The sequence below is a fragment of the Mycobacterium sp. SMC-13 genome (genome assembly GCF_045311035.1).
Classification (GTDB): domain Bacteria; phylum Actinomycetota; class Actinomycetes; order Mycobacteriales; family Mycobacteriaceae; genus Mycobacterium.
This window is the reverse complement of record NZ_JBJIAI010000003.1, coordinates 145,058-167,137: the sequence shown is the minus strand read 5'-3', so window position 1 is coordinate 167,137 and position 22,080 is coordinate 145,058. Positions and strand designations below refer to the sequence as shown.

The 22,080-nt window shown below is 68.2% G+C and carries 21 protein-coding genes; 13 read left to right on the top strand and 8 right to left on the bottom strand.

The window, feature by feature from the left end; all coding sequences use genetic code 11:
• The first annotated feature begins 72 nt into the window (after positions 1-72).
• The 10 genes from secY (at position 73) to ACJH6I_RS06900 (ending at position 9,086) form a co-directional block, all read left to right on the top strand.
• Positions 73-1,398, top strand: a complete 1,326-nt coding sequence (secY, locus tag ACJH6I_RS06945; protein ID WP_346417069.1) for a preprotein translocase subunit SecY — start codon at positions 73-75, stop codon at positions 1,396-1,398.
• Complete coding sequence (locus tag ACJH6I_RS06940; RefSeq protein WP_061001786.1) at positions 1,395-1,940, top strand: adenylate kinase; 546 nt, start codon at positions 1,395-1,397, stop codon at positions 1,938-1,940. The genes secY and ACJH6I_RS06940 overlap by 4 nt, the downstream gene beginning before the upstream one ends.
• A gap of 28 nt (positions 1,941-1,968) precedes the next feature.
• Complete coding sequence (gene map, locus ACJH6I_RS06935) at positions 1,969-2,772, top strand: type I methionyl aminopeptidase (RefSeq protein WP_061001785.1); 804 nt, start codon at positions 1,969-1,971, stop codon at positions 2,770-2,772.
• Between the two features lie 51 nt (positions 2,773-2,823).
• Entirely contained in the window at positions 2,824-3,348 is a 525-nt protein-coding gene (locus ACJH6I_RS06930; protein ID WP_061001784.1) for a sigma-70 family RNA polymerase sigma factor, read from the top strand.
• A 2-nt stretch (positions 3,349-3,350) separates the two neighbouring features.
• Entirely contained in the window at positions 3,351-4,073 is a 723-nt protein-coding gene (locus tag ACJH6I_RS06925; RefSeq protein WP_162563409.1) for a zf-HC2 domain-containing protein, read from the top strand.
• 74 nt (positions 4,074-4,147) lie between these two features.
• A complete protein-coding gene (locus tag ACJH6I_RS06920) occupies positions 4,148-5,863 on the top strand; it encodes a thiamine pyrophosphate-binding protein (protein ID WP_061001783.1) in 1,716 nt (571 codons plus the stop codon).
• The gene (locus ACJH6I_RS06915; protein ID WP_061001782.1) at positions 5,844-6,491 is read left to right on the top strand and encodes a hypothetical protein; all 648 of its coding nucleotides are present in this window, start codon (positions 5,844-5,846) and stop codon (positions 6,489-6,491) included. The genes ACJH6I_RS06920 and ACJH6I_RS06915 overlap by 20 nt, the downstream gene beginning before the upstream one ends.
• A 7-nt stretch (positions 6,492-6,498) precedes the next feature.
• Positions 6,499-7,518: a 3-oxoacyl-ACP synthase III family protein gene (locus ACJH6I_RS06910; RefSeq protein WP_036427217.1), complete on the top strand. Its 1,020-nt coding sequence runs from the start codon at positions 6,499-6,501 to the stop codon at positions 7,516-7,518.
• Positions 7,515-8,558, top strand: coding sequence for a histidinol-phosphate transaminase (locus ACJH6I_RS06905; RefSeq protein WP_061001781.1), 1,044 nt, complete (start codon positions 7,515-7,517; stop codon positions 8,556-8,558). The genes ACJH6I_RS06910 and ACJH6I_RS06905 overlap by 4 nt, the downstream gene beginning before the upstream one ends.
• Positions 8,559-8,597: 39 nt before the next feature.
• Positions 8,598-9,086 carry a MarR family winged helix-turn-helix transcriptional regulator gene (locus ACJH6I_RS06900; protein WP_020101445.1) on the top strand — a complete coding sequence of 163 codons (489 nt, stop codon included), beginning with the start codon at positions 8,598-8,600 and terminating at the stop codon, positions 9,084-9,086.
• 5 nt (positions 9,087-9,091) lie between these two features.
• Here the strand turns inward: ACJH6I_RS06900 and ACJH6I_RS06895 are convergent, their stop codons facing one another.
• The 3 genes from ACJH6I_RS06895 to ACJH6I_RS06885 form a co-directional block, all read right to left on the bottom strand.
• A complete protein-coding gene (locus ACJH6I_RS06895) occupies positions 9,092-11,416 on the bottom strand; it encodes a bifunctional diguanylate cyclase/phosphodiesterase (protein WP_061001780.1) in 2,325 nt (774 codons plus the stop codon).
• A 115-nt stretch (positions 11,417-11,531) separates the two neighbouring features.
• Positions 11,532-12,728: a GAF domain-containing sensor histidine kinase gene (locus ACJH6I_RS06890; RefSeq protein WP_061001779.1), complete on the bottom strand. Its 1,197-nt coding sequence runs from the start codon at positions 12,726-12,728 to the stop codon at positions 11,532-11,534.
• Positions 12,725-13,405, bottom strand: a complete 681-nt coding sequence (locus tag ACJH6I_RS06885) for a response regulator transcription factor (protein WP_020101448.1) — start codon at positions 13,403-13,405, stop codon at positions 12,725-12,727. The genes ACJH6I_RS06890 and ACJH6I_RS06885 overlap by 4 nt, the downstream gene beginning before the upstream one ends.
• A gap of 191 nt (positions 13,406-13,596) precedes the next feature.
• On the opposite strand from ACJH6I_RS06885, the gene ACJH6I_RS06880 reads away from it, so the two are divergent.
• Entirely contained in the window at positions 13,597-14,352 is a 756-nt protein-coding gene (locus ACJH6I_RS06880) for an HAD family hydrolase (protein ID WP_406783885.1), read from the top strand.
• A gap of 65 nt (positions 14,353-14,417) precedes the next feature.
• On the opposite strand, the gene ACJH6I_RS06875 is transcribed toward ACJH6I_RS06880, so the two are convergent.
• The 4 genes from ACJH6I_RS06875 to ACJH6I_RS06860 all read right to left on the bottom strand — a co-directional run bounded on the left by ACJH6I_RS06875 (position 14,418) and on the right by ACJH6I_RS06860 (position 19,160).
• Positions 14,418-15,404: a hypothetical protein gene (locus tag ACJH6I_RS06875; RefSeq protein ID WP_346417061.1), complete on the bottom strand. Its 987-nt coding sequence runs from the start codon at positions 15,402-15,404 to the stop codon at positions 14,418-14,420.
• A gap of 108 nt (positions 15,405-15,512) precedes the next feature.
• A complete protein-coding gene (gene mmsB / locus ACJH6I_RS06870; RefSeq protein ID WP_061004494.1) occupies positions 15,513-16,385 on the bottom strand; it encodes a 3-hydroxyisobutyrate dehydrogenase in 873 nt (290 codons plus the stop codon).
• Positions 16,386-16,463: 78 nt separating this feature from the next.
• Complete coding sequence (locus ACJH6I_RS06865; RefSeq protein ID WP_061004505.1) at positions 16,464-17,624, bottom strand: acyl-CoA dehydrogenase family protein; 1,161 nt, start codon at positions 17,622-17,624, stop codon at positions 16,464-16,466.
• A gap of 15 nt (positions 17,625-17,639) precedes the next feature.
• Positions 17,640-19,160, bottom strand: a complete 1,521-nt coding sequence (locus ACJH6I_RS06860) for a CoA-acylating methylmalonate-semialdehyde dehydrogenase (RefSeq protein ID WP_061004492.1) — start codon at positions 19,158-19,160, stop codon at positions 17,640-17,642.
• Positions 19,161-19,435: 275 nt separating this feature from the next.
• Here ACJH6I_RS06860 and ACJH6I_RS06855 point away from each other — a divergent pair, with 275 nt between their 5' ends.
• Positions 19,436-19,762, top strand: coding sequence for a hypothetical protein (locus ACJH6I_RS06855; RefSeq protein ID WP_064981178.1), 327 nt, complete (start codon positions 19,436-19,438; stop codon positions 19,760-19,762).
• Positions 19,763-19,784: 22 nt separating this feature from the next.
• A complete protein-coding gene (locus ACJH6I_RS06850) occupies positions 19,785-21,155 on the top strand; it encodes an RNA polymerase sigma factor (protein ID WP_204158427.1) in 1,371 nt (456 codons plus the stop codon).
• A 196-nt stretch (positions 21,156-21,351) separates the two neighbouring features.
• Here the strand turns inward: ACJH6I_RS06850 and ACJH6I_RS06845 are convergent, their stop codons facing one another.
• Positions 21,352-22,065, bottom strand: a complete 714-nt coding sequence (locus ACJH6I_RS06845) for a hypothetical protein (RefSeq protein WP_064858363.1) — start codon at positions 22,063-22,065, stop codon at positions 21,352-21,354.
• Positions 22,066-22,080: the final 15 nt, after the last annotated feature.

The following is a 22,080-nucleotide window of genomic DNA, read 5'->3' as shown; positions in this document are numbered from 1 at the left end:
ATTAACCAAACGCTGGACCTGACCAGCCCCATCAGCACGCCGCGGCCCGAGCTCGGCTGCGCAGGAGGAAGAGTGCTTTCGGCTTTTATCTCGTCCCTGCGGACGGCCGATCTGCGACGCAAGATCCTCTTCACGCTGGGTGTAGTCGTCCTGTATCGGGCCGGTGCCGCGTTGCCGTCCCCCGGGGTGAACTACCCGAACGTGCAGAAGTGCATCGAGCAGGTCAGTGGCGGTGACGCCGCACAGGTCTACTCGCTGATCAACCTGTTCTCCGGCGGTGCGCTGCTGCACCTGTCGGTGCTGGCGGTCGGCGTGATGCCCTACATCACCGCCAGCATCATCGTGCAGCTGCTGGTCGTGGTCATCCCGCGCTTCGAACAGCTGCAGAAGGAAGGCCAGTCCGGTCAGGCCAAGATGACGCAGTACACGCGTTATCTCGCGATCGCGCTGGCAGTTCTGCAGGGCACCTCGATCGTCGCGATGGCCGCGAGCGGCAACCTGCTGCAGGGCTGCACCCTGAACATCATCCAGGACCAGAGCATCTTCACCCTGGTCGTGATCGTGCTGGTCATGACCGCGGGCGCCGCCCTGGTCATGTGGATGGGCGAGCTCGTCACCGAGCGTGGCATCGGTAACGGCATGTCGCTGATGATCTTCGCCGGCATCGCCGCCCGCATCCCGTCCGAAGGCCAGTCCATCCTGGAGAGCCGTGGCGGCGTGGTCTTCGCCTCGGTCGTGGTCGCGACGCTCGTGATCATCGTCGGTGTCGTCTTCGTCGAGCAGGGCCAGCGCCGTATCCCGGTGCAGTACGCCAAGCGCATGGTGGGCCGCCGGATGTACGGCGGTACCTCGACCTATCTGCCCCTCAAGGTCAACCAGGCCGGCGTCATCCCCGTCATCTTCGCGTCGTCGCTGATCTATATCCCGCACCTGATCACCCAGCTGGTCACCGCCGGTGATCCGAACGCATCCAACGGCTGGTGGTCCAAGGCGATCGCCAAGTACCTGACCAACCCGGCCGACCCGGTCTACATCGCGATCTACTTCGGGCTGATCATCTTCTTCACCTACTTCTACGTGTCCATCACGTTCAACCCCGATGAGCGGGCGGACGAGATGAAGAAGTTCGGTGGCTTCATCCCCGGCATCCGGCCCGGCAAGCCGACGGCGGACTACCTGCGGTACGTCCTGAGCCGGATCACCCTGCCCGGCTCGATCTACCTGGGCATCATCGCCGTGCTGCCCAATCTGTTCCTCGAGATCGGCAACTCCGGTAGCGTGCAGAACTTGCCGTTCGGCGGTACGGCCGTGCTGATCATGATCGGTGTGGGTCTGGACACGGTGAAGCAAATCGAGAGCCAGCTCATGCAGCGCAACTACGAAGGGTTCCTCAAATGAGAATGGTTCTGCTGGGACCGCCGGGAGCAGGCAAGGGCACTCAGGCCGAGAAGCTGGCCGAGAAGTTCGGCATCCCGCAGATCTCCACGGGTGATCTGTTTCGTAGCAACATCAGCAAGGGCACCCCGCTCGGTGTCGAGGCCAAGAAGTACCTCGACGCGGGCGACCTGGTCCCGGCCGAGCTGACCAACGCGCTGGTCGACGACCGTCTCGACGCCGACGACACCGCCGCCGGGTTCATCCTCGACGGCTTCCCCCGCTCGGTCGAGCAGGCTGTCGCGCTGCGCGACATGCTGGCCAAGCGCAACCTGAAGCTGGACGCCGTGCTGGAGTTCCGCGTGTCGGAGTCCGAGCTGCTGACCCGGCTGAAAAGCCGTGGCCGCGCGGACGACACCGAAGAGGTCATCCTCAACCGGATGAAGGTGTACCGGGACGAGACCGCCCCGCTGCTGGACTACTACCGGGACGAGCTCGTGTCGGTCGACGCCGTCGGCAGCCTGGATGAGGTTTTCGCCCGCGCCCTGCAGGCGCTCGGCAGCTGAAGCCGCCGACCGGCCGAAGTAGTCATCGATGATTGGTCTACCCCGACGCGGCCGCAAGGTCGTCCCGCAGCGGACTCCCGGTGAATTGGACGCCATGGCGGCTGCCGGCTCGCTGGTGGCGGCGGCGCTGAAGGCGGTCCGTGAAGCGGCCGCGCCTGGGATGTCCACTCTCGAGCTGGACCAGATCGCCGAGTCCGTCATCCGCGAGGGTGGCGGTATCCCGTCGTTCCTGGGTTACCACGGCTTCCCGGCGACCATCTGCGCGTCGGTCAACGACCGCGTGGTGCATGGCATTCCGACCGCCGACGAGGTGCTCGCCAGCGGTGACCTGGTCTCGATCGACTGCGGCGCCATCCTGGACGACTGGCACGGCGACTCGGCCGTGACGTTCGGTGTCGGCCCGCTGATCGACGCCGACCAGAAGCTGTCCGACGCCACCCGTGAGTCCATGGAGGCCGGCATCGCCGCCATGGTCCCCGGTAACCGGCTGACCGACGTCTCGCATGCCATCGAGCGGGGGACCCACGCGGCGTCCGCCCGCTACGACCGCAAGTTCGGCATCGTCGCCGGCTACGGCGGCCACGGTATCGGGCAAGAGATGCACATGGACCCGTTCCTGCCCAATGAGGGATCGCCAGGTCGGGGTCCGTTCCTCGAGCCTGGTTCGGTGCTGGCAATCGAGCCGATGCTGACGCTGGGCACGTCGAAGACGGTCATTCTCGAAGACGAGTGGACGGTGGTTACCAAGGACGGCTCTCGTGCCGCACACTGGGAGCACACCGTTGCTGTCACCGAGGACGGACCCCGAATCTTGACGCTGCTTCGCGACTGATCAGGTGAACCGGATCGCCCCTGATCTCGTGTCAATGACGGAGGTTGGTGCATGAGCGATCCGGAGGCCGCCATGATGCGGGTGCTTTACGACGAGCACGCAGGCGCCCTTTGGCGCTATGCCCTGCGTCTGACACAGGACTCGGCGCGTGCCGAGGACGTGGTGCAGGAGACGTTGCTGCGGGCGTGGCGCCACCCCGATGTCGTATCCGACGCCAACCAGTCCCCGCGGGCCTGGCTCTACGCCGTCGCCCGCAACCTCATCATCGATGAGCAGCGCAGCGCCCGGCGCCGGCACGAAACGACGTCGTCAGAGGTGGTGGAGGCCGAGGACCGGACGGACCCGGCCGCCACCGACGAGGTGGATACCGCCCTGGATCGGATGTTGCTCGGGGGTGCCCTGAGTCAGCTCTCCGTCGACCATCGCGCAGTGATCGAGCGCGCGTACTACCGGCAGTTGAGCGTCGCCCAGATCGCGGCGGAGCTTCAGATCGCCGAGGGCACAGTGAAATCGAGGCTGCATTATGCGGTCCGGGCGCTGCGCCTGAATCTGCAGGAAATGGGGGTGACCCGGTGAGCATGCACATTGTCGAACCTCTCGGACCCTTCGATGGCGACCGGTACGCAACCTGGGACGCCGCCTACGTGCTGGGCTCGCTGTCCAGCGCCGAACGCCGTGAGTACGAAGCGCACCTACAGACCTGCTCCCGGTGCCGCGACGCGGTCGGTGAGCTCAGCGGTATGCCGGCCCTGTTGGGTCTACTGGATTTGGCCGACGTGCAGGAGATCGGCGCCGAGCAGCCCGAGCCGCCGTTGCGGCCCGAGGTGCTCGACTCGGTACTGGCCAAGGTGCGCTGGCGCCGGCGCCGGACCCGCTGGGTGACGACGGCGGTGGCCGGCCTGGCCGCGGCGGTACTGGCAGTCGGTGCGGTGGCCGTCGTCCGGCCCGAGTTCTTCGGTGGGGGCCAGAGCCAGGAGCAGGTCGCGCAGTTGCCCATGCAGCACGTGGCACCCACACCGTTCAACGCCACCATCGCGCTGAGCAGCTTCGGCTGGGGCACGCGGATCGACATGGCCTGCAGCTACGGCGACTGGTCCAGCGGACCGGCCGCGCCACCGACCAACCTGGGTATGGTGGTGGTGGGCCGCGATGGCAGCCGTAACCAGATCGCCACATGGTTCGGCATGTCCGGTGCCACCGCGTTGCCGAGTGGTAACACGCCGATGCAGGTTTCGGAAATTGCTGCGGTACAACTGGTTTCCGCCGACAACGGCAAGGTTTTACTGGAGCGCAATCTCTAAAAATTTCCACTGGCGTTGAACCATTCGCCCATCCGCCTCGTGTCTGTGGTTAGACGAGCGGAAGCAGGTGGCAGATGGTCAGCAGGCATCGGGTGGTGGACCACATCATCACGCAACTTGCGGCGTCGGGTGTCGAGTATTTCTTCGGCGTCGACGGGGCCAACATCGAGGACCTGTTCGACGCGGCGTTCCTCGCCGACGACGTCACCGCGATCCTGGCCAAGCATGAGTTCTCCGCGGCCACCATGGCCGACGGCTACAGCCGCGCGGTGTCCCGGATCGGGGTGGTGGCCGCGACGTCGGGCGGCGGATCGCTGAATCTTGTTGCGGGACTAGGTGAATCACTGGCCAGCCGAGTGCCGGTGCTGGCTCTGGTGGGGCAGGCGCCGACCGGCATGGACGGCCGCGGCAGCTTCCAGGACACCAGTGGCCGGTCCGGATCGCTGGACGCGGTGGCGTTGTTCTCGGCGGTGTCGGTGTACTGCCGTCGCGTGACGGAGCCGGAGGACATCGTGCCGGCGCTGGCGGAGGCGCTGACCGCGGCGGCCGGTGGCGGCCCGGCGGTACTGCTGCTGCCGAAGGACGTCCAGCAGGCGATGATCGATGTGGTCAATCCGGTTGCTGCTGTGCAGGATTCGTTGCTGGCAGACCCGGGTCCCATCGCCGAGGTGCTGCGCCGGGCGCTGGGGCCGGTCACGATCATCGCCGGCGAGCAGGTGGCCCGCGACGACGCCCGCCGTGAGCTCGAGGAATTGCGCTCGGTGCTGCGGGCCTGGGTCGCCACGGTGCCTGACGGCAAGGACGTCAGCGGCTCACCCGGGCTGGGGCAGTCGTCATGGCTGGGCGTCACCGGCGTGATGGGCCATCCGCGGGTCGTCGACGCGATCTCCCGCAGCGCGGTGTGTCTGGTGATCGGGACGCGCCTGGCGGTGACGGCGCGCGCCGGCCTCGACAGCGCGCTGGCCGGGGTGCAGACGGTCTCGCTCGGCGCGGAAGGTCCGTATGTGCCGAGCACACACGTGAATTCGACCAACCTGCGGGCATCGCTGACGGCGCTGACCCGATCGTTGACCGGAGCCGGCCGGCCCCACGGGCTACGGGTCCTCGACCCGCTGCCGCACACCGAACTTCAGCCGCCGCCGCACGACGGCCCCGGCATCCGGTACCGCGACACCGTCGCCCTGCTCGACGAACTGCTGCCCGACGGCGCCGACATCGTCGTCGACGCCGGCAACACCGGTGCCTCGACGGTGCACGGGCTGCCGGTGCGCCGGTCCGGCCGCTTCGTGGTGGCGCTCGGGATGGGCGGCATGGGATACAGCTTCGGCGCCGGCATCGGCATGTGCTTCGCGCGGGCGAAAACCGCTGGGCCGCAATACCGGACCGTGGTGGTGGCCGGCGACGGCTCGTTCTTCATGCACGGCATGGAGCTGCACACGGCGTTGGAGTACCGGCTCCCGATCACCTTCGTGTTGTTCAACAACAACGCCCACGCCATGTGCGTCACCCGCGAACAGTTGTTCTACGGCGACCGCTACAGCTACAACCGCTTCACCCCGGCCCGGCTGGGCGCCGGCCTGGCCGCGATGTTCCCCGGCCTGCACGCGACGGACGTCACCGAGCTGCCGCAGCTGGCCGGCGCGCTGAGCGAAGCGCTCAGCCGGCACGGGCCATCGGTCGTCAGCGTCGAATGCTCCGCCGACGAAATCCCCACGTTCGCACCATTTCTCGATACCGCCACACAACAGACGCAGAAAGAGAGCTCCCAGCATGTCGCTGCCCGCGCTTGAAGACATCGCCCTACCCATCGACGGCGTGACCCGCATCGAGAACGCGCCGCGGGAAAAGGCCACGCCCATCATCATGGAGATGATGCGGTCGGTATACCCGCACGACGTCGTCTTCGGTGGCTACTGCACCGTCAACGACTACATCGACTGCCCGCCGGAGGAACTGTTCGAGTACCTGGCGGACACCCGCAGCCTCGAGGAGTGGACCTACAGTCTGCGCGGATTCACCGAGACCGAGGAACCGGGCCTCTGGCTGGCCTACGACCGGCTGGGCTCGGAGACCGAAATCTACACGCGCACAGTGGCGAACCGCGAGGCGATGACCGTCGACTACCACTGTGCCTGGGACCAGGGCCGGCACCTCTGGATGATCTACCTGATGCGCGTCGTCGACGCCCAGGTCGTGCTCAACAAGCCGGGTTCGGTGGTGCTGTGGACCAACTGCCACCACCCGTTCTACGACAACAACCCCTACCCGGAGACCGCGCCCGCACAGCGACCCGTGTGGGTCGGGGACTTCTGGGACATGTTCGGGGCGGGCCACCGCCTGGAACTGGACAACCTCAAGGCGATTGCCGAATACCGGCACCGCAACGGTCTGCCGATCACCCCGGCCTGGATGAAGTGAGTCACGCATGAGCCAACCAGTTGTGAGCCTGCTCGACGTTTCGACCTATCTTCCGGGCGAGCCGATCAGCGCCGACTACTACGCGCAGTTCGCCGATTCCGACGACCTGCGGGACAACCTGATGTTCCGGGCGCCGAAGTTCCGCCACCACGTGGCACCCGACGAGACGGCCATCGACATGGTCGAGCGGGCGGCGGCGGGCCTCGTCGACCGGCACGGCTCCGACGCCCTCGCCGACGTCGACATCCTGATCACCCACACCCAGTTGCCCGACATGCCGTTCTACGGCGGCGGTGGCGGTATGGCCAATCGGCTTGGCATGAAGCCGAACTGGGTGATCGACCTGCACAACGGCGGGTGCGCGGCCTTCATCCTGGGCCTCAAGCTGGCCAAGCAGTTGATCGCCTCCGGGGAGGGGCGTACCGCGTTGGTGGCGGTGGCGCAGAACGCGGCGGGCCAGGTCTTCGACCAGGTCACCATTCGACCCAAGGCGCAGGCGTCGGTACCCGGTGACGGTGCCGCGGTGGGACTCGTTGCGGCCTCTGATGTTTCGCCGATCCTCGACGTCGAATGCCGCACCTACGGCGAATACGCCGGTGACATGACGATGTCGGTCGACCCGCCGCGCAAATGGTGGCAGGCCGGGCCCGGCGAGGGCTGCATCGGCTTCACCGAGAGCAAGATCACCAAAGTGCTGGCCCGGGGCAACCGTCAGGTGCCCGAGGTGGCGTACGCGGTGTGCGACCGGATCGGGCTGGCGCCCAAGGACATCGGCCTGCTGGTCACCAATCAGCCGAACCGCGTGTTCCTGCGGAACTGGCGCGAGGCCCTGGAACTGCCCGAGTCGAAGCACCGCGACACGTTCGACGAGTGCGGCAACCTGTTCGCCGCCGGCGTGCCCGTCAACCTGGACCGGGCGATCACCGACGGACAGGTCGGCGAGGGTGACGTCGTGATGATGGCGGCCTTCGCGCACGCCGGTGACTTCGCCGGTGCGGCCGCCGTGCGCTGGGGCGGACAGCGATGACGCCCACGTGCGCGTTGGCCGATGCGGTCGGTTCGCTACCCGCCGCGGACGACCCGCTGGCGTTGGCGCTCAACGAGAATCCGTTCCCGCCACTGCCTGCGGTGCGGGCCGCGCTCACCGCGTCGATCGGTGTGGTGAACCGGTATCCGGAGTTCCTGCCGCAGCGGCTGCGGTCGCTGATCGCCGGACACGTCGGCGTCGCCGATGACCAGGTGCTCGTCGGTGCGGGCGCCACGGGCGTCATCCTGCAGGTGCTGCAGGCCGTCACGCACCCCGGCGATGTGCTGGTGACGGCGTCACCGACCTTCGACGGCTACCCGATCTTCGCGCAGATGGCGCGACTGCGGTCGGTGACCGTGCCGCTGGACCGGCACGGTCACCATGACCTCGACGCCATGGCGGCGGCCGCGGCGCGGGCCCGCGTGGTGGTGATCTGCCGTCCGCACAACCCGACCGGGACGGTCGAGTCGGCCGCCGACCTGTACCGGTTCCTGGACCGGGTGCCGTCGGGCACCGTCGTCCTGCTGGACGAGGCGTACGTCGAATTCCTGGCCCCCGAGCAGTGCCTGGACATCCCGTCGCTCGTGGTGCGGTATCCCAATCTGGTTGTGGTGCGCACCTTTTCGAAGGCCTACGGACTGGCCGGCCTGCGCATCGGCTACGGCGTGTGTGCGCCGTCGCTCGCCCGCGACCTGTGGGGTATGCAGCTGCCGTTCGGGATCGGGATCACCGGCCTGGTGGCCGTCGCCGCGTCCTACGATGCGGAAGATCAACTGCGGCAACGTATCCGGATGATCGCCTCGGAAGGGGCGTTTCTGCGGGCACGGCTGCGCTCGATGGGCGTGTACTGCACCGACAGTCACGCCAACTTCGTCTATCTGCCGAGCGGGGCGCGGGCCTGGGAGTTCGGCGACGACGGCCCGCGGGTGCGCAGCTACGCCTACGGCGGCGTCCGGATCACCGTCGGGGACCGCAGGTCGTCGCGCGCGGTGCTGGCGGCCATCCGTAAGGCGGTGGACGGGACGGGCGTCGGGGCCTGACTGCATCGGCCGAGGGGTCCGGTGCGGTATGAATGAGCGGTGAGCAGTGACCCCATCGCCCGGGCCCGGGCCAACTGGGAGCGGGCCGGCTGGGGCGACGTCGCCGACGGCATGGTCGCGGTGACGTCGGTGATGCGGGCCCACCAGATTCTGCTGGCGCGCGTGGAGACTGCGCTGCGGCCCTATGACCTGAGCTTTTCCCGCTACGAATTGCTGCGGCTGCTGGCGTTCAGCGGTAGTGGCGCGCTGCCGATCACCAAGGCGTCCGACCGGCTGCAGGTGCACGTCACGAGCGTCACCCATGCCATCCGGCGGCTCGAGGCCGATGGTCTCGTCGAGCGGGTGCCGCACCCCACCGACGGGCGGACCACCCTGGTGCGGTTGACCGAGGTGGGCCGCTCGACGGTCGAGGACGCCACGGTGACCCTCAACAAGGAGGTGTTCGCTGACGTCGGGATGTCCGACGAACAGTCCGCGGCGCTGGTCGATGCGATCGAGACCCTGCGCCGCACCGCCGGCGACTTCTGACCGGCTCAGCGCCGCAGCGGATTCCGCGATTCGATCAGGGGCCGCAGCGATTCGGCGAACATCGGTTTGGCGAAGTAGTAGCCCTGGCCGATATCGCACCCGTACGCCGAGAGCTGCTCGGCGGTCGCGGCGTCTTCGACTCCTTCGGCGACGCTCGCGATGTTCAGGGCGTGGGTCAGGTTGATCACCGATCGAACGATGGCGGCGGCGCGGGGATTGTGCGTCATCGGCAGCACGAACTCGCGGTCGAGTTTGAGTTCATCGACCGGCAGGTCGCGCAGGTAACTCGTGGTCGAGTAGCCGGACCCGAAGTCGTCGATCGACACCCGCAGACCCGACTTCCGGAGCCGATCGATGACCACCTCCGTCCGGCTCATGTTCGACAGCAGCATCTGCTCGGTGATCTCCACGGTGAGGGCGCTCGGTGGCAGTGAGTGCTCGGCGAGGATGGTCCCTATGCGATCGGCCAGATCGACGTCGGTCAGCGACTGCGCGAAGAGGTTGATGGCGACCGGCACATTGCGATATCCCGTCCCGAACCAGGTCGAGGCGTCCAGGACCGCTTGCTTGAGCACCGTGTCGGTAACCGAGCCGATCAGGCCGTTACGCCGGATCAACGGCAGAAACTCGGACGGGGTCAGCAGGCCGAGCTCGGGATGGGGCCAGCGGAGCAACGCCTCCACACCGACGATTTCGCCGGTGGCCAGCAGCACTTTGGGCTGATACACCAACTTCAACTCGGAGTCGCCGATGGCACGGCGCAGTTGCCCGAGCAGTTGCACACCGGCTTGGGCGGGCGGCTGGATCCGACCGCTGTCGCTCCACCGCTGCGGCAGGTCCAGCCGCGAGACCTGGCGCATGTCCGCGGAGAAGGTCTGTACGCCGCCGATGCCGGTCCGCTTGGCGGCGTACAGCGCGATGTCGGCCTGCTGCATCAGATCGTCAGCGGTGACGTCTGGTTCGTCGGCGGGGGTGATCGCCAACCCGACACTCGGGTGGATGAAGACCTTCTCGCTGTTGAGCGAGAACGGTGCGTCGAAGGCCTCGATGATCCGCTCGGCGATGGTGGTTGCCGCATTCGGTGCCGACCGGATGAGAACGGCGAATTCGTCGCCGCCGAGCCGGGCCACGGTGTGCTCGGCCGGCACCGTGTTCTTGAGCCGACTCGCGACGTCGATCAACAGCTCGTCGCCGCTCGGGTGCCCGAGGTTGTCGTTCACCATCTTGAAGTCGTCGAGGTCGAGTGCGAGCACGGCGATGGGAACCCGGTCGTCTCCACGTGACCGGATGGCCGCATCGAGGTGGTCGTTGAACATCAGCCGGTTGCCCAGCCCCGTCAACGGATCGCGCCGGGTCTGGTCGGCGAGGTCGAACAACAGCCGCCGATTCTGGATCAGCACGATCAGCTGCCGGACCAGTGCCGTCATCACGAGTACCGACGCGGCGATCAGTACCGGCTTGTCGTTGGTCACCGGCCAGAGGTCGAGGAGCCCGACGACCACTGCGGCCACCATCGGCGAATAGGGGAGCCAGAGCAATGGATCGGCCAGGGCCTGCCGTTTCCGCCCCGTCGCCGACGGCGGTTTGCGCGCATCGATCAGCCCGCCGGCACTGAACAACACCAAGCCCGCGGCCCAGCCGACGACAGCCACCGGACTGGTCGAATTCGATTGGGCCAGAACGTATATCCAGATGCTATCGGCCACTGCGACGATGATCAGCCCCGTGCACACCAGGACGATGGCCTGGCGTTTGCCCGGTACCGTCGAACTGACCGTCAACACCGCCAGCGTGATCATGACGACGTCCGAGATCGGGAACGCGACCGACACCGCGGTCGCCAGCCAGCTGGAATGCGTGGATGCGAACAGCTCCTCCAGGATCAGCACCCAGCACACGAGGAACAGCGCGGAGGCGATGATGACGCCGTCCAGCACGGGGCGCAGTGCCGACATGCGGTCGGGCCGAACCTTCCCGGCGGACGCGACCACCACAGAGCAGGGCAGCACCAGGAACGCGGCATCGGCCACCGACGGAAACGCGGGCGGCGAACCGAGCACGGCGTGGTGATAGAGCAGGATCAGGTTGCCGGCGACCCAGCCCGCCATCCCGATCGCGAGTGCCAGCCAGGCGCGCTGTCGCCGGCCTCGGTTGGCCCGGTAGGCGGCCACCGCGGCGAGGCAGGCAAGGCTGCTAAAGACCGTCAGCCCGATGTCGTTGGTGAGACGTGCCGCCAACGTGCCATGGTCACCGAAGATCACCAGATAGGCGAATGCAGCGAAGATGACTGCAGCAGCACCGATGACCGCATTTGTGTTGCCTGTGCGCACCTACACTCCCATGTCAACCACGATGGTTCGGTATTTTTCGGGCATTGTCAAAATTTGCCAAATCAGCCGCGAGATACATGACGGATGATTTCTAGCAACCGTCAGGCCGTTGTCATCAAGTCGTCGATGGCAGCGGGATGGTGGCGGTGACGATGGTGCCCGAGCCGGGCCGGGACCGGATATTCAGCCGGCCGCCGACGATCTCGGCGCGCTCGGCCATCGACAACAACCCGTAGCCACCCGTCTCGTCGGCGCCCAGCGGGCGCTCGAACGTGTCGAAACCGATGCCGTTGTCGATGATCTCGAGCCGGGCGTGCTCCGCGTCGGCCGTGAACTTCAGCAGCGCATTGCTGGCGTGGGCGTGCTTCACGACGTTCTGCAGGCACTCCTGCGCGATGCGGTACAGCGCCAGCTCGATGTGGTCGGGCAAGCGGACGTCGGTCAGCTCCACGTCGACGTCGAGCTGACCGATGGAGCGCGCGAGGCTGGCCAGCCCGCCGGCCAGCCCCAGATCGTCGAGGACCGGCGGGCGCAGGTTCCCGATGGCGGCGCGGGCCTCGCCGAGCGTCAGGTCCACCAGCTCCCGGGCCAGCGTCAGCTGCTCGGCCGCGACGGCGGTGTCGGTCCCGACCGCCCGGCTCGCCGCGTCGAGCCGGTACGACAGCGTCACCAGCCGCTGCGAGATACCGTCGTGGATATCGCCGGCCAGCCGGCGGCGCTCGATCTCCTGGGCCTCGATGACCTGCTCGACGAAGTTCTCATGGGCACGTTCGCGGGCGACGAGCTGGCGGTGCAACCGGGCCTGGTGCATGGCCCCGGCGATCAGCCGGCCGATGACCAGCAGCAGCTCCACGTCGCGGGCGGTGAATTCCCGGCGCTCGACGGTGTGCACGTTGAGCACGCCGACCAGTCCGCCCGGGTCGGTCTCCATCGGCACCGACACCATGGACGCGAAGTCACTGCCGCGCAGCGATTCGAACGGCCGGTAGCGCGGATCGGATTCCTTGTCGTGGCGGATCACGACGGGCTCGCGATTGCTGGCCACCCACCCGGAGACGCCCTCGCCCAGCGGCAGCCGGATTTTGCCGACCTCCTGGTCGAACGGCGGGGTGGCGCCCGTCAATGTCAGCGAGCGTTCGGTGTCGTCGAGCACGTGGACGAAGCAGACGTCGGTGCCGGTGGCCGCGGTGATCATCCGGGCGGCCGCCGCGGCCAGCGGCTCGACGCCGGGTCCGCTCGAGGCGGCCTGAATCAGCTCGCGCAGCAGGGCCAGCTCGCGGTCGGCGGTCAGCACCTCATTGCGCGGCGTCATCGGTAGATGCCCTCCCGCAGCGCGGTGGCCACGGCGCCGGCCCGGTCACTGACGTCGAGCTTGCGGTAGATGGACCGCAGGTGACTCTTGACGGTCTCCTCGCCGATCACCAGCCGGGTCGCGATACCGCGGTTGGACAGTCCGTCGACGACGAACGACAGGATTTCGCTCTCGCGCTGCGTCAGGCCCTGCCGGGCGCCGGGCCAGAACTCGTCGCGCTGCATGCGGGCGGCGGTATCGGCGGCCCGGGCGGCCATACTCGGGTCGATGGCCGTCGCCCCGCCGTGCACCAACTCGAGCTGACGGACCAGGTCGTCGCTGCTGATGCTCTTGAGCAGATAGCCCGCCGCCCCGACCCGCAGCGCCTGGTACAGGTACTGCTCGTCGTCGTACACCGACAGCATGACCACCTTGCGGTCCGGGGCACGTTCGCGCAGTTCACGGCACAGGTCCAGGCCGCTGGCGCCCTGCATCCGCACGTCGCACAGAACGATGTCGGGCTGCAGCTCGTCGACCACCGCGGCGGCGCGTTCGGCCCCGACGGCCTGGCCGACCACCCGCACCCGGTCGCTGAACGCGGCCAGCATGGCCTTGAGTCCCTCGATGACCATTTCGTGGTCGTCGACCAGGATCAGCCGTACCGGCGCAGCGGCGCCGGCTTCGGGCTCGGCGGTCATGCGCGATCCGCCTTCGGCTTCTCGCTGGTGCTCATGGCATCACCTTAGAGCGGCGATTCCGCGCTGGTCGGGAGGACCGGCTGTGGACCATCGGGAATGTTCATCCCGAATCTCGCCCGTCCAATCCCCCGTTGGGGGGAGGCCCCGCACATGTGACGTGGGACACCCTTGTACCCATGTCGGTGAGTTGTATGGAGCGCACGTTCTGGTGGGATGTGGCGCGCCCGGCCCATGCCGTGATCGACCCGCTGCGCGCGGTGATCTTCGACCTGGACGGTGCGCTGGCCGATGTCGAGCGCGACGCACACCGCGTGGCGTTCAACGCCGCCTTTGCCGAGCACGGGCTGGATATCTCCTGGTCGGTGGCCGAATACGGCCGGCTGGTCCGCATCGCCGACGAACAGCGCCGCGTCGCTTCGGCGCTGCGCCGCCGCGGATACGGACGGGTCAGCAACGAGATCGCCGCCCACGTGTACCGCACCAAGACCGACCTGTTCGAGACGTCGGTCCTCGACGGTGACGTCAGCCCGCGCGACGGCCTCGCCGACCTGGCGGCCGGATTGTTCGGCGCCGGGGTGGCGGTGGCTGTGGTCAGCACCGGCAGCCGGTCGTGGGTGGAGCCGCTGGTCCGTCAGCTGCTGGGTGACGGCATCGCCGAGACCATCGTGACGCCCGACGATCTGCCGCGTCCGACCCGGGAGCCGGATCTGCACGGCCACGCCCTGTGGGAGTTGGGGCTGGGACCCGAGAGTGCACTGGCGGTCGCGGGCGGTGTCCGCGGTTTCCGGGCGGCACGGGCCGCCAAGCTGGCGACGCTGGTGGTCACCACCGGCTACTCGGCCGGCCACGAATTCCCCGGGGCGGTCCAGGTGCGCGCCGAGTACGACGGCCTGCTGGCCGCCGGGTGCGAGCGCCTACACAAGAACTGGTGGTCAGCCCAGGGCTGACCACCAGTTCTTCACAACTTTTCACTTGTCGAGGCGGGGCGCCGAGCCCCGCCTCTTTCAGCGGCTCAGAACCACGGAAGGCTGACCTTCGGCAGGCCGATCTTCGGGAAAATCCGCGGGTGCGGCGGGAAGCCGATCTGCGGGTGCGGGATGTCCGACATGTCGGGCAGGCCGACCTTCGGGGCCTTCGGCAGACCGATCTCCGGGTGGGGCAGGTCTTCGGGCTTGGGCAGCTTGGGCGTGCCGAGCTTGGTGAAGTCCGGCATCTCCGGCAGGCCGGCGGACGGGAGCTTCGGCAGACCGATGCCGGGCAGCTTCGGTGCGGCGAGCGCGCCGAGCGAGCCGATGGCCGGTGCGCCGATGGCCGGCAGGCCGCCGAGGCTCGGGGCAGCCACCGCCGGAGCCGCCATGGCGGGAACCGACAGGGCCGGAGCAGCGGCCGCAGAGGAGACCTTGGCGATGTCGCCGACGGTGGACAGGGTGCCGAAGGTGGCGGCAGTCGCAGCCGGAGCTGCGGCAGCGGCGACCGGGGCGCCCAGCGTCGCGGTCGCAGGCACGGCGGAGAGGCTGGTGATCTGGCCGAGTGCGAGGCCGCCCAGTGCCGTCACCAGACCGCCGAGACCGGCGTCGAGCACCAGGCTGGGCAGGCTCAGGCCGGGCAGGCCGAGGGACAGCGGCACGGCGACGGTGGCCTCCGGCGGCTGCATGCTCGACAGGTTGATCGGCGGGAAGCCACCCAGGCTCCAGTCGTCACCCCACTCGAGGCCGTTGTCGTTGTTGCGGGCCGTCTTGCCGGTGTGGCCGGCGGTCGAGCTCGAGGTCGAGTTGGAGACGGTCTTGCTGCTGGCCGTACCGAGGTCACTCGACGGCGTCGTGGCCGACTCGTTGTTCTTGCTGGCCTGCTGCGTCTGCGTCGGCTGAGCCGGGTCGGTGCCCGGGTTGCTCGGGCTCGACGGGCCGGGCGATGCGAAGGCGACGCCCGCCCCGAAAAACGCCACAGCAATCGCGGTAGCCGAGGCGGTGGCCCCCTTGGCGGAATATTTGAAAGTCATGCGGCGCGAATCCTCCCTGTGCGACCCACGCATCCTATGCCCTAATGCGCGCGATGTCACAGTTAACTAACGAATACCACTGTGACGTGCGGTGATGGTGATGCGACATCATTGACGCAGCCGGTTGATTACCGCGCTGAAGTCGAGATCGGGATGCTCGGCGGCAAACTTTGCGTAGATGTCCGCGGCGTGGCTACCGAGGGGTGCCGACGACCCCGTCGAGCGCACCGCAGCCATCGCCAGACCGAGGTCCTTATTCATCAGGGCGGTGGCGAAACCGGGCTGGAATCCGTTGTTGGCCGGGGAGCTGGGGACCGGTCCGGGGACGGGACAGTTCACCTGCACCGCCCAGCAGTTGCCGGTCGCACCGGTGATCACGTCGAACAGCGACTGCTTGTCCAGGCCGAGGTGCTCGGCGAGCACGAACGCCTCACCGATCGCGATCTGCTGGACGGCGAGCACCATGTTGTTGCACACCTTGGCGGCCTGGCCGGCCCCCGAGTCGCCGCAGTGGATGATCTTGCCGGCCATCGGCTCGAGCACCGCGCGTCCGCGTTCGAAGGCCTCGGCCTCGCCGCCGACCATGAACGCCAGCGTGCCGGCCGTCGCGCCTTTCACGCCGCCCGACACCGGCGCGTCCAGTTGGGCGAAGCCGTGCTCGCCGGCCAGACGGTGCACCTCGCGGGCGTCGTCGACCGAGATGGTGGACGAATCGATGAACAGCGTGCCGGGTGCCGCGGCCGGCAGGACGTCGGCGTAGCAGCGCTTCACCAGATCGCCGTTGGGCAGCATGGTGATCACGACGTCGGCGCCGGCCACTGCCTCGGGGCCGCTGTCGAAGGTCGTCGCGCCGTGCTCCCGTGCGGCCTGCGCGGCGGCCGGGACCGGGTCGAAGCCGTGCACGGTGTGCCCGGCCGCGATGAGGTTGGCCGCCATCGGGCCACCCATGTGGCCCAGCCCGAGGAATGCGATCGTCGCCATCAGTGTGTCCTCCCTAGAGTTCTCGGCGATTTGTGCACGATTTCCCGCGCTCGCCGCGGATTTTCGTGCACAAATCGCTCAGTTGCGTGCGGCGGTCGAGGCCGCCCGACCGATGACCACGCGCATGATCTCGTTCGTCCCCTCCAGGATGCGGTGCACCCGGAGATCGCGGACGATTTTTTCCAGCCCGTACTCGCGCAGGTAGCCGTAGCCGCCGTGCAGTTGCAATGCCTGGTCGGCCACCGTGTAGCAGGCCTCGGTCACGTGGAGCTTGGCCATGGCGCACAGTTCGACCTTGCGCGGATTGTTGGTGTCGAGTGCGGTTGCCGCCCGCCACAACATGTTTCGCGAGGTTTCCAAGGCGGTCGCCATGTCCGCGAGGGCGAACCGGATGGTCGGCTCGTCGATCAGGGCCCCGCCGAAGGCCTCACGCGACGCCAGATAGCCGAGCGCCGTGTCGTAGGCTGCCTGCGCGCCGCCCAGGGAGCAGGCGGCGATGTTGATGCGTCCCCCGTTGAGGCCGTTCATCGCGATGGAGAAGCCGGTGCCCTCGCCGTCCGAGCCGCCGAGCATGGCTTCGGCGGGCACCCGCACACCTTCCAGGATCACCTGGGCGGTGGGCTGGGCGTGCCAGCCCATCTTCTCCTCGTTGGCGCCGAAACTCAGTCCCGGCGTGTCCTTTTCGACGATGAAGGCCGAGATGCCACGCGGTCCGTCGGCTCCGGTGCGGGCCATCACGACGTAGACGTCCGAGACGCCCGCGCCCGAGATGAACTGCTTGACCCCGTCGAGCACGTAGTGGTCACCGTCACGAACGGCCTTGGTGCGCAAGGCCGCCGCGTCGCTGCCGGCGCCCGGTTCGGTGAGGCAGTAGCTGGCGATGGCCTCCATCGAGGCCAGCTTGGGCAGCCACGTCTTGCGTTGCTCCGGGGTGCCGAAGCTGTCCACCATCCACGCGCACATGTTGTGGATCGACAGGAACGCCGCGATGGTCGGATCGGCGGTAGCGAGCTGCTCGAAGATGCGCACACCGTCCAGCCGGCGCAGCCCGCTGCCGCCGACGTCGTCGTTGCAGTAGATGGCCGCCATGCCCAGTTCGGCGGCTTCCCGCAGGACGTCGGTGGGGAAGTGCTCGTCGGCATCCCACGCCAAAGCGTTTGGCGCCAGCCGTTTTTCGGCGAACGCGGCCGCCGTTTCGGCGATCACGCGTTCGTCGTCGTCGAGTCCGAAGAGGTCGATGCTCAACGCAGGCCCTTACTTGAAGGTCGGGATCGAGAACTCGGCCCCGTCCTTGATGCCCGACGGCCAGCGCTCGGTGACGGTCTTGACCTTGGTGTAGAACTGGATCGACGCCGTCCCGTACTGGTTGAGGTCGCCGAAGCCGGACCGCTTCCAGCCGCCAAAGCTGTGGTAGGACACCGGAACCGGGATCGGCACGTTGACGCCGACCATGCCGACCTGCACGCGCGAGACGAAGTCACGGGCGGTGTCGCCGTCGCGGGTGAACACCGCGACGCCGTTGCCGTACTCGTGCTCCGACGGCAGGCGCAGCGCCTCCTCGTAGTCGTGGGCGCGGACGATCACCAGCACCGGACCGAAGATTTCGTCGGTGTAGATCGACATGTCCGGGGTGACGTGGTCGAACAGGGTGGGGCCGAGGAAGAAGCCACCGGACAGGTCGGCATCGTCGAACGTGAGGTCGTCGCTGGCGCGTTCGCGGCCGTCGACCACGAGCTCGGCGCCGGCGTCCACGCCCTGGGCGATGTAGCCCCGCACGCGCTCCAGCGCCGCGCCGGTGACCAGGGGGCCGTAGTCGGCCTTCGGGTCCAGGCTGTGGCCCACCCGCAGTTGGTTGACGCGCTCGACGAGCTTGTTGCGCAAGCGGTTTGCGGTCTCCTCGCCGACGGGGACGGCGACGCTGATGGCCATGCACCGCTCGCCGGCGCTGCCGTAGCCGGCACCGATCAGGGCGTCGACGGCCTGATCCAGGTCGGCGTCGGGCATCACGATCATGTGGTTCTTGGCGCCGCCGAAGCACTGCGCACGCTTGCCGTTGGCGGCGGCGTTCGAGTAGATGTACTGCGCGATGTCGGTGCTGCCGACGAAGCCGACGGCCTTGATGTCGGGGTGCGCCAGGATGGCGTCGACGGCCTCTTTGTCACCGTTGACCACCTGCAGGACACCGGCCGGCAGACCGGCCTCGATGAACAGCTCGGCGAGGCGCAGCGGCACCGAGGGGTCGCGCTCGGACGGCTTGATGATGATGGCGTTGCCACAGGCCAGCGCGGGTCCGGCCTTCCACAGCGGGATCATCGCGGGGAAGTTGAACGGCGTGATGCCGGCGACGACGCCCAGGGGCTGCCGCATCGAGTAGACGTCGATGCCGGATCCGGCGCCCTCGGTGAACTCACCCTTCATCAGGTGCGGGATGCCGACGGCGAACTCGATGACCTCGACGCCGCGCTGGATGTCGCCGAGCGAGTCCTCGAACGTCTTGCCGTGTTCCAGTGAGAGCAGGCGGGCCAACTCGTCCTTGTTCTGGTTCACCAGATCGATGAACTTCATCAGCACGCGCGACCGGCGCTGCGGGTTCCACGACGCCCATTCCTGTTGTGCGACAACGGCACCCGCCACCGCGGCGTCGACGTCGGTGGCCGACGCCAGGAGCACCTGGGCCTGGGTCTGGCCGGTGCTGGGGTTGAGCACGTCGGCGGTGCGGGTCGATTCGCCGGTGGTGCGCCGGCCGTTGATGAAGTGCGGAATCTGGGTGGTCATGACGTCCGTCCAAAGTTATGGAGAGTTCGGGATTCTCGGCTCACGCGCCGGGATACTTGCATATCCTAGTAATTGCGGCCCGGTGTTGGCAAGGGGTTGCCGGCATGGCACCTGCGGCCCTGACCCGCTGTGGTTGCTCCCGGGTATCTGCGCGGTCTGAGACTTCTTTGCGGATGCCTGACCAAATTCGGAAAAACTTGTCAGGATTGATACGGCGAGATGCTCCTACATACAAGCGAGGCCAACCGGGCCGAGCGAAGGACAGGCGGAGCACAATGGCTACCAAGCTGAAAAAGTTCGTTGCTGGAATTGCTGCGGCAGCGGCAGTACCGGTAGCTCTGGCGGGCGCTGGAACCGCGCACGCGAACCCATTGGGAGTGAATCCGGTGCCGCACTACGGCGGCATCTGGATCGGTTGGAGCGGCGGCAGCGGGGGCACCTGGTGCACCTACACCTCCGACTGGTTCACCACGCGGGCCTACCAGAACTCCGCCGGAGAGGCGGGCTTCTTCGTGCCGGGCATTCCGCTCAACCGGTTCTGGGACATCAACGTCAACTGCGACAACGGCGACACCGGCTTCTACCCGGCCTACTACTACTGATGGGGGGAGGAGAACCCCGCCGATGAGCGCGCTTATCGATTGGGACGAAGCACCCGACGAGGAACTCGCCCGCGCGGCCGCCTCGGGCGACCGCGCGGCGTTCGCCGCGATCTATGACCGCTACGCGGACCGACTCAACGACTTCGTCGTGCGCATGGTCCGGGACAGCGACGCCGCTGCCGACTGCGTCCATGAGGCGTTCTGTACCGCGGCGACCGGGCTGTCGAAGCTCCGCCAGCCCGAGAAGCTGCGGCCGTGGTTGTACGCGGTGTCGCGCTCCCAGGCCTTGCGGCACATTCAGCGCCGCAAGCTCGAACAGCCGGCCGACGACGAATACCTCGACGGCGCGTCGGCAGAGGCCGGTCCGGACGCCCTGGCCGAGCAGGTCGACCTGGCCCAGCTGATCCGCGAGGCCTGCGGTGGCCTCTCGGACCGTGACCGCGAGGTCATCGAACTGAGCTACCGCCACGGGCTCGACGGACCGGAACTCGGCAAGGCACTCGGCGTCAGCCCGGCCACCGCCAACACCCTGACCCATCGCGCCCGGGAGATGGTCGGCCGCTCGCTCGGTGCGTTGCTGGTGGCCCGGCAGACCCAGCAGGACCCGGCACGATGCCCGGGTCTTGCCGCGGTGCTCGATGGTTGGGACGGAACGATGACGGTGTTGATGCGCAAACGCATCGCCCGGCACATCGAGTCGTGTCCCGAGTGCGAATCCGAACGAGGCCGCCGGGTGAGTCCGGCGGCGCTACTGGGCGCCATGCCCTTCATCCCGGCCCCGAAGGAGCTCCGGGACACCACGCTTGCGGACATTCAGTTGGTCTGTTGGACAACCGATCTGGTCGATGGCGCCGACGCCGGTGCAGGCGCCGACCCTGGTGCAGGCGCCGACCCCGGTGCCGGCGCCGACCCCGGCGTCGGTACCGCGCCCGCGGAGGAACGACGCCGCCGGCTGGCTCTGCCGATCAGCCTGGCCGCCTGCGCGCTGCTGCTGGTTGCGGGTCTGGTCTGGACGCTGACCGGGCCTGCCCGCCACGGCCGGGAACCGGTCGACAGCGGCATCACGGCGCCCTTGGATACACCCGCGACGACGCCGCTTTCCGCGCCGCCGAGCACCCCGCGGAGCGCGCCGCCCAGCGCGCCAGGGATGCTGGTGCCTGGGATTTCGACCAAATCGGTCGCACCGCCGGTGGTGGTGGTGCCGAGTCAGCAACCGCAGCCCCAGCAGGATTCCCCGGCTGCCGAACCGATGCCGGCACCGCAGCCGTCGCCACCGGATCACACGGCCGGCAGGCCCGGCCCGGTGACGCGTCCACCGATGTCGGTTGCGCCGCCGTCGTTCGAAGCGCCGCCGCCTCCCACCGGCGATGCGGGTTCCGGCGTCCGGCGTTGAGCCGTTGACTCTGACGTGAGGGCGTGTGCCTCGCGCAGAAGTGCGCCTTGGTTACAGGGTCAACGCGGCTTGGGTGCGTTGGGCCGTTGATCCTGACGTGGGGGCGTGTGCCTCTCGGACAACTGCGCCCTGGGTACAGGGTCAATGAAAAGCCCGCCACGGTAACCACCGTGGCGGGCTTGTGGGTCTGGTGATGTCAGCCGGCATCCAGAGGCAGATTCGGGTTGACGGGCGGGGTCTTTCCGGGGCTCGGAATGGCGAGTGGGCCCTTCAGCACCGGCGGTTCAGGCTTGGTGGGCGGTTCCTTCGGCGGTGCCGCCGGCGGCGCCGGCAGATTGATGACGATCGGCGGGAACGTGGGCATCGGTTGTAGCGGCGGTGCCGGGACCACCTCGGGGGCGGGAGCCGGTGGTGCGACTTCCGGGGCGGGTGCGGCCGCGGGTGCCGCGGTGACGACCGGTGCGGCCGGTCGCTGGGGCACGGCCGCCGGCACGTGGTCGGGAACCACCGGAGCGGCCGGTGCTGCCTGCGGGGCAGAGGGTGCCGGAAGCGCCGACGGCGGTTGCACCAGAACGGCGGGCGCGGCCGCGGGAACGGCAGTCGAGCCGCCGGCGGCCGCCACGGAGGTGCCCGCGTCCAGTGAACCGATCGCGGTGAATGCCACGGCGGCCGACGCCACGATCACACTGGCCGCGCCGCCCAGGGCAAGCGCCACGCGGCGCCGGGCCCAGCGGCCGTCGTCGGTGCCGACGGCGACGGTGAGTTCGTCCTCCGGCGCATCGGGTATGTCGAGTTGGTCGCTGTACGCGAGCCGGGAGAAGGTCGCCGAACGCGGGCCGGCGTCTATGGCGTCAGCCGCGATGGTGTTGTCGGTGTCGGGGTTCCACGGGGTGGGTGAATGGTTGCTCATGCTGGTATGAGCACT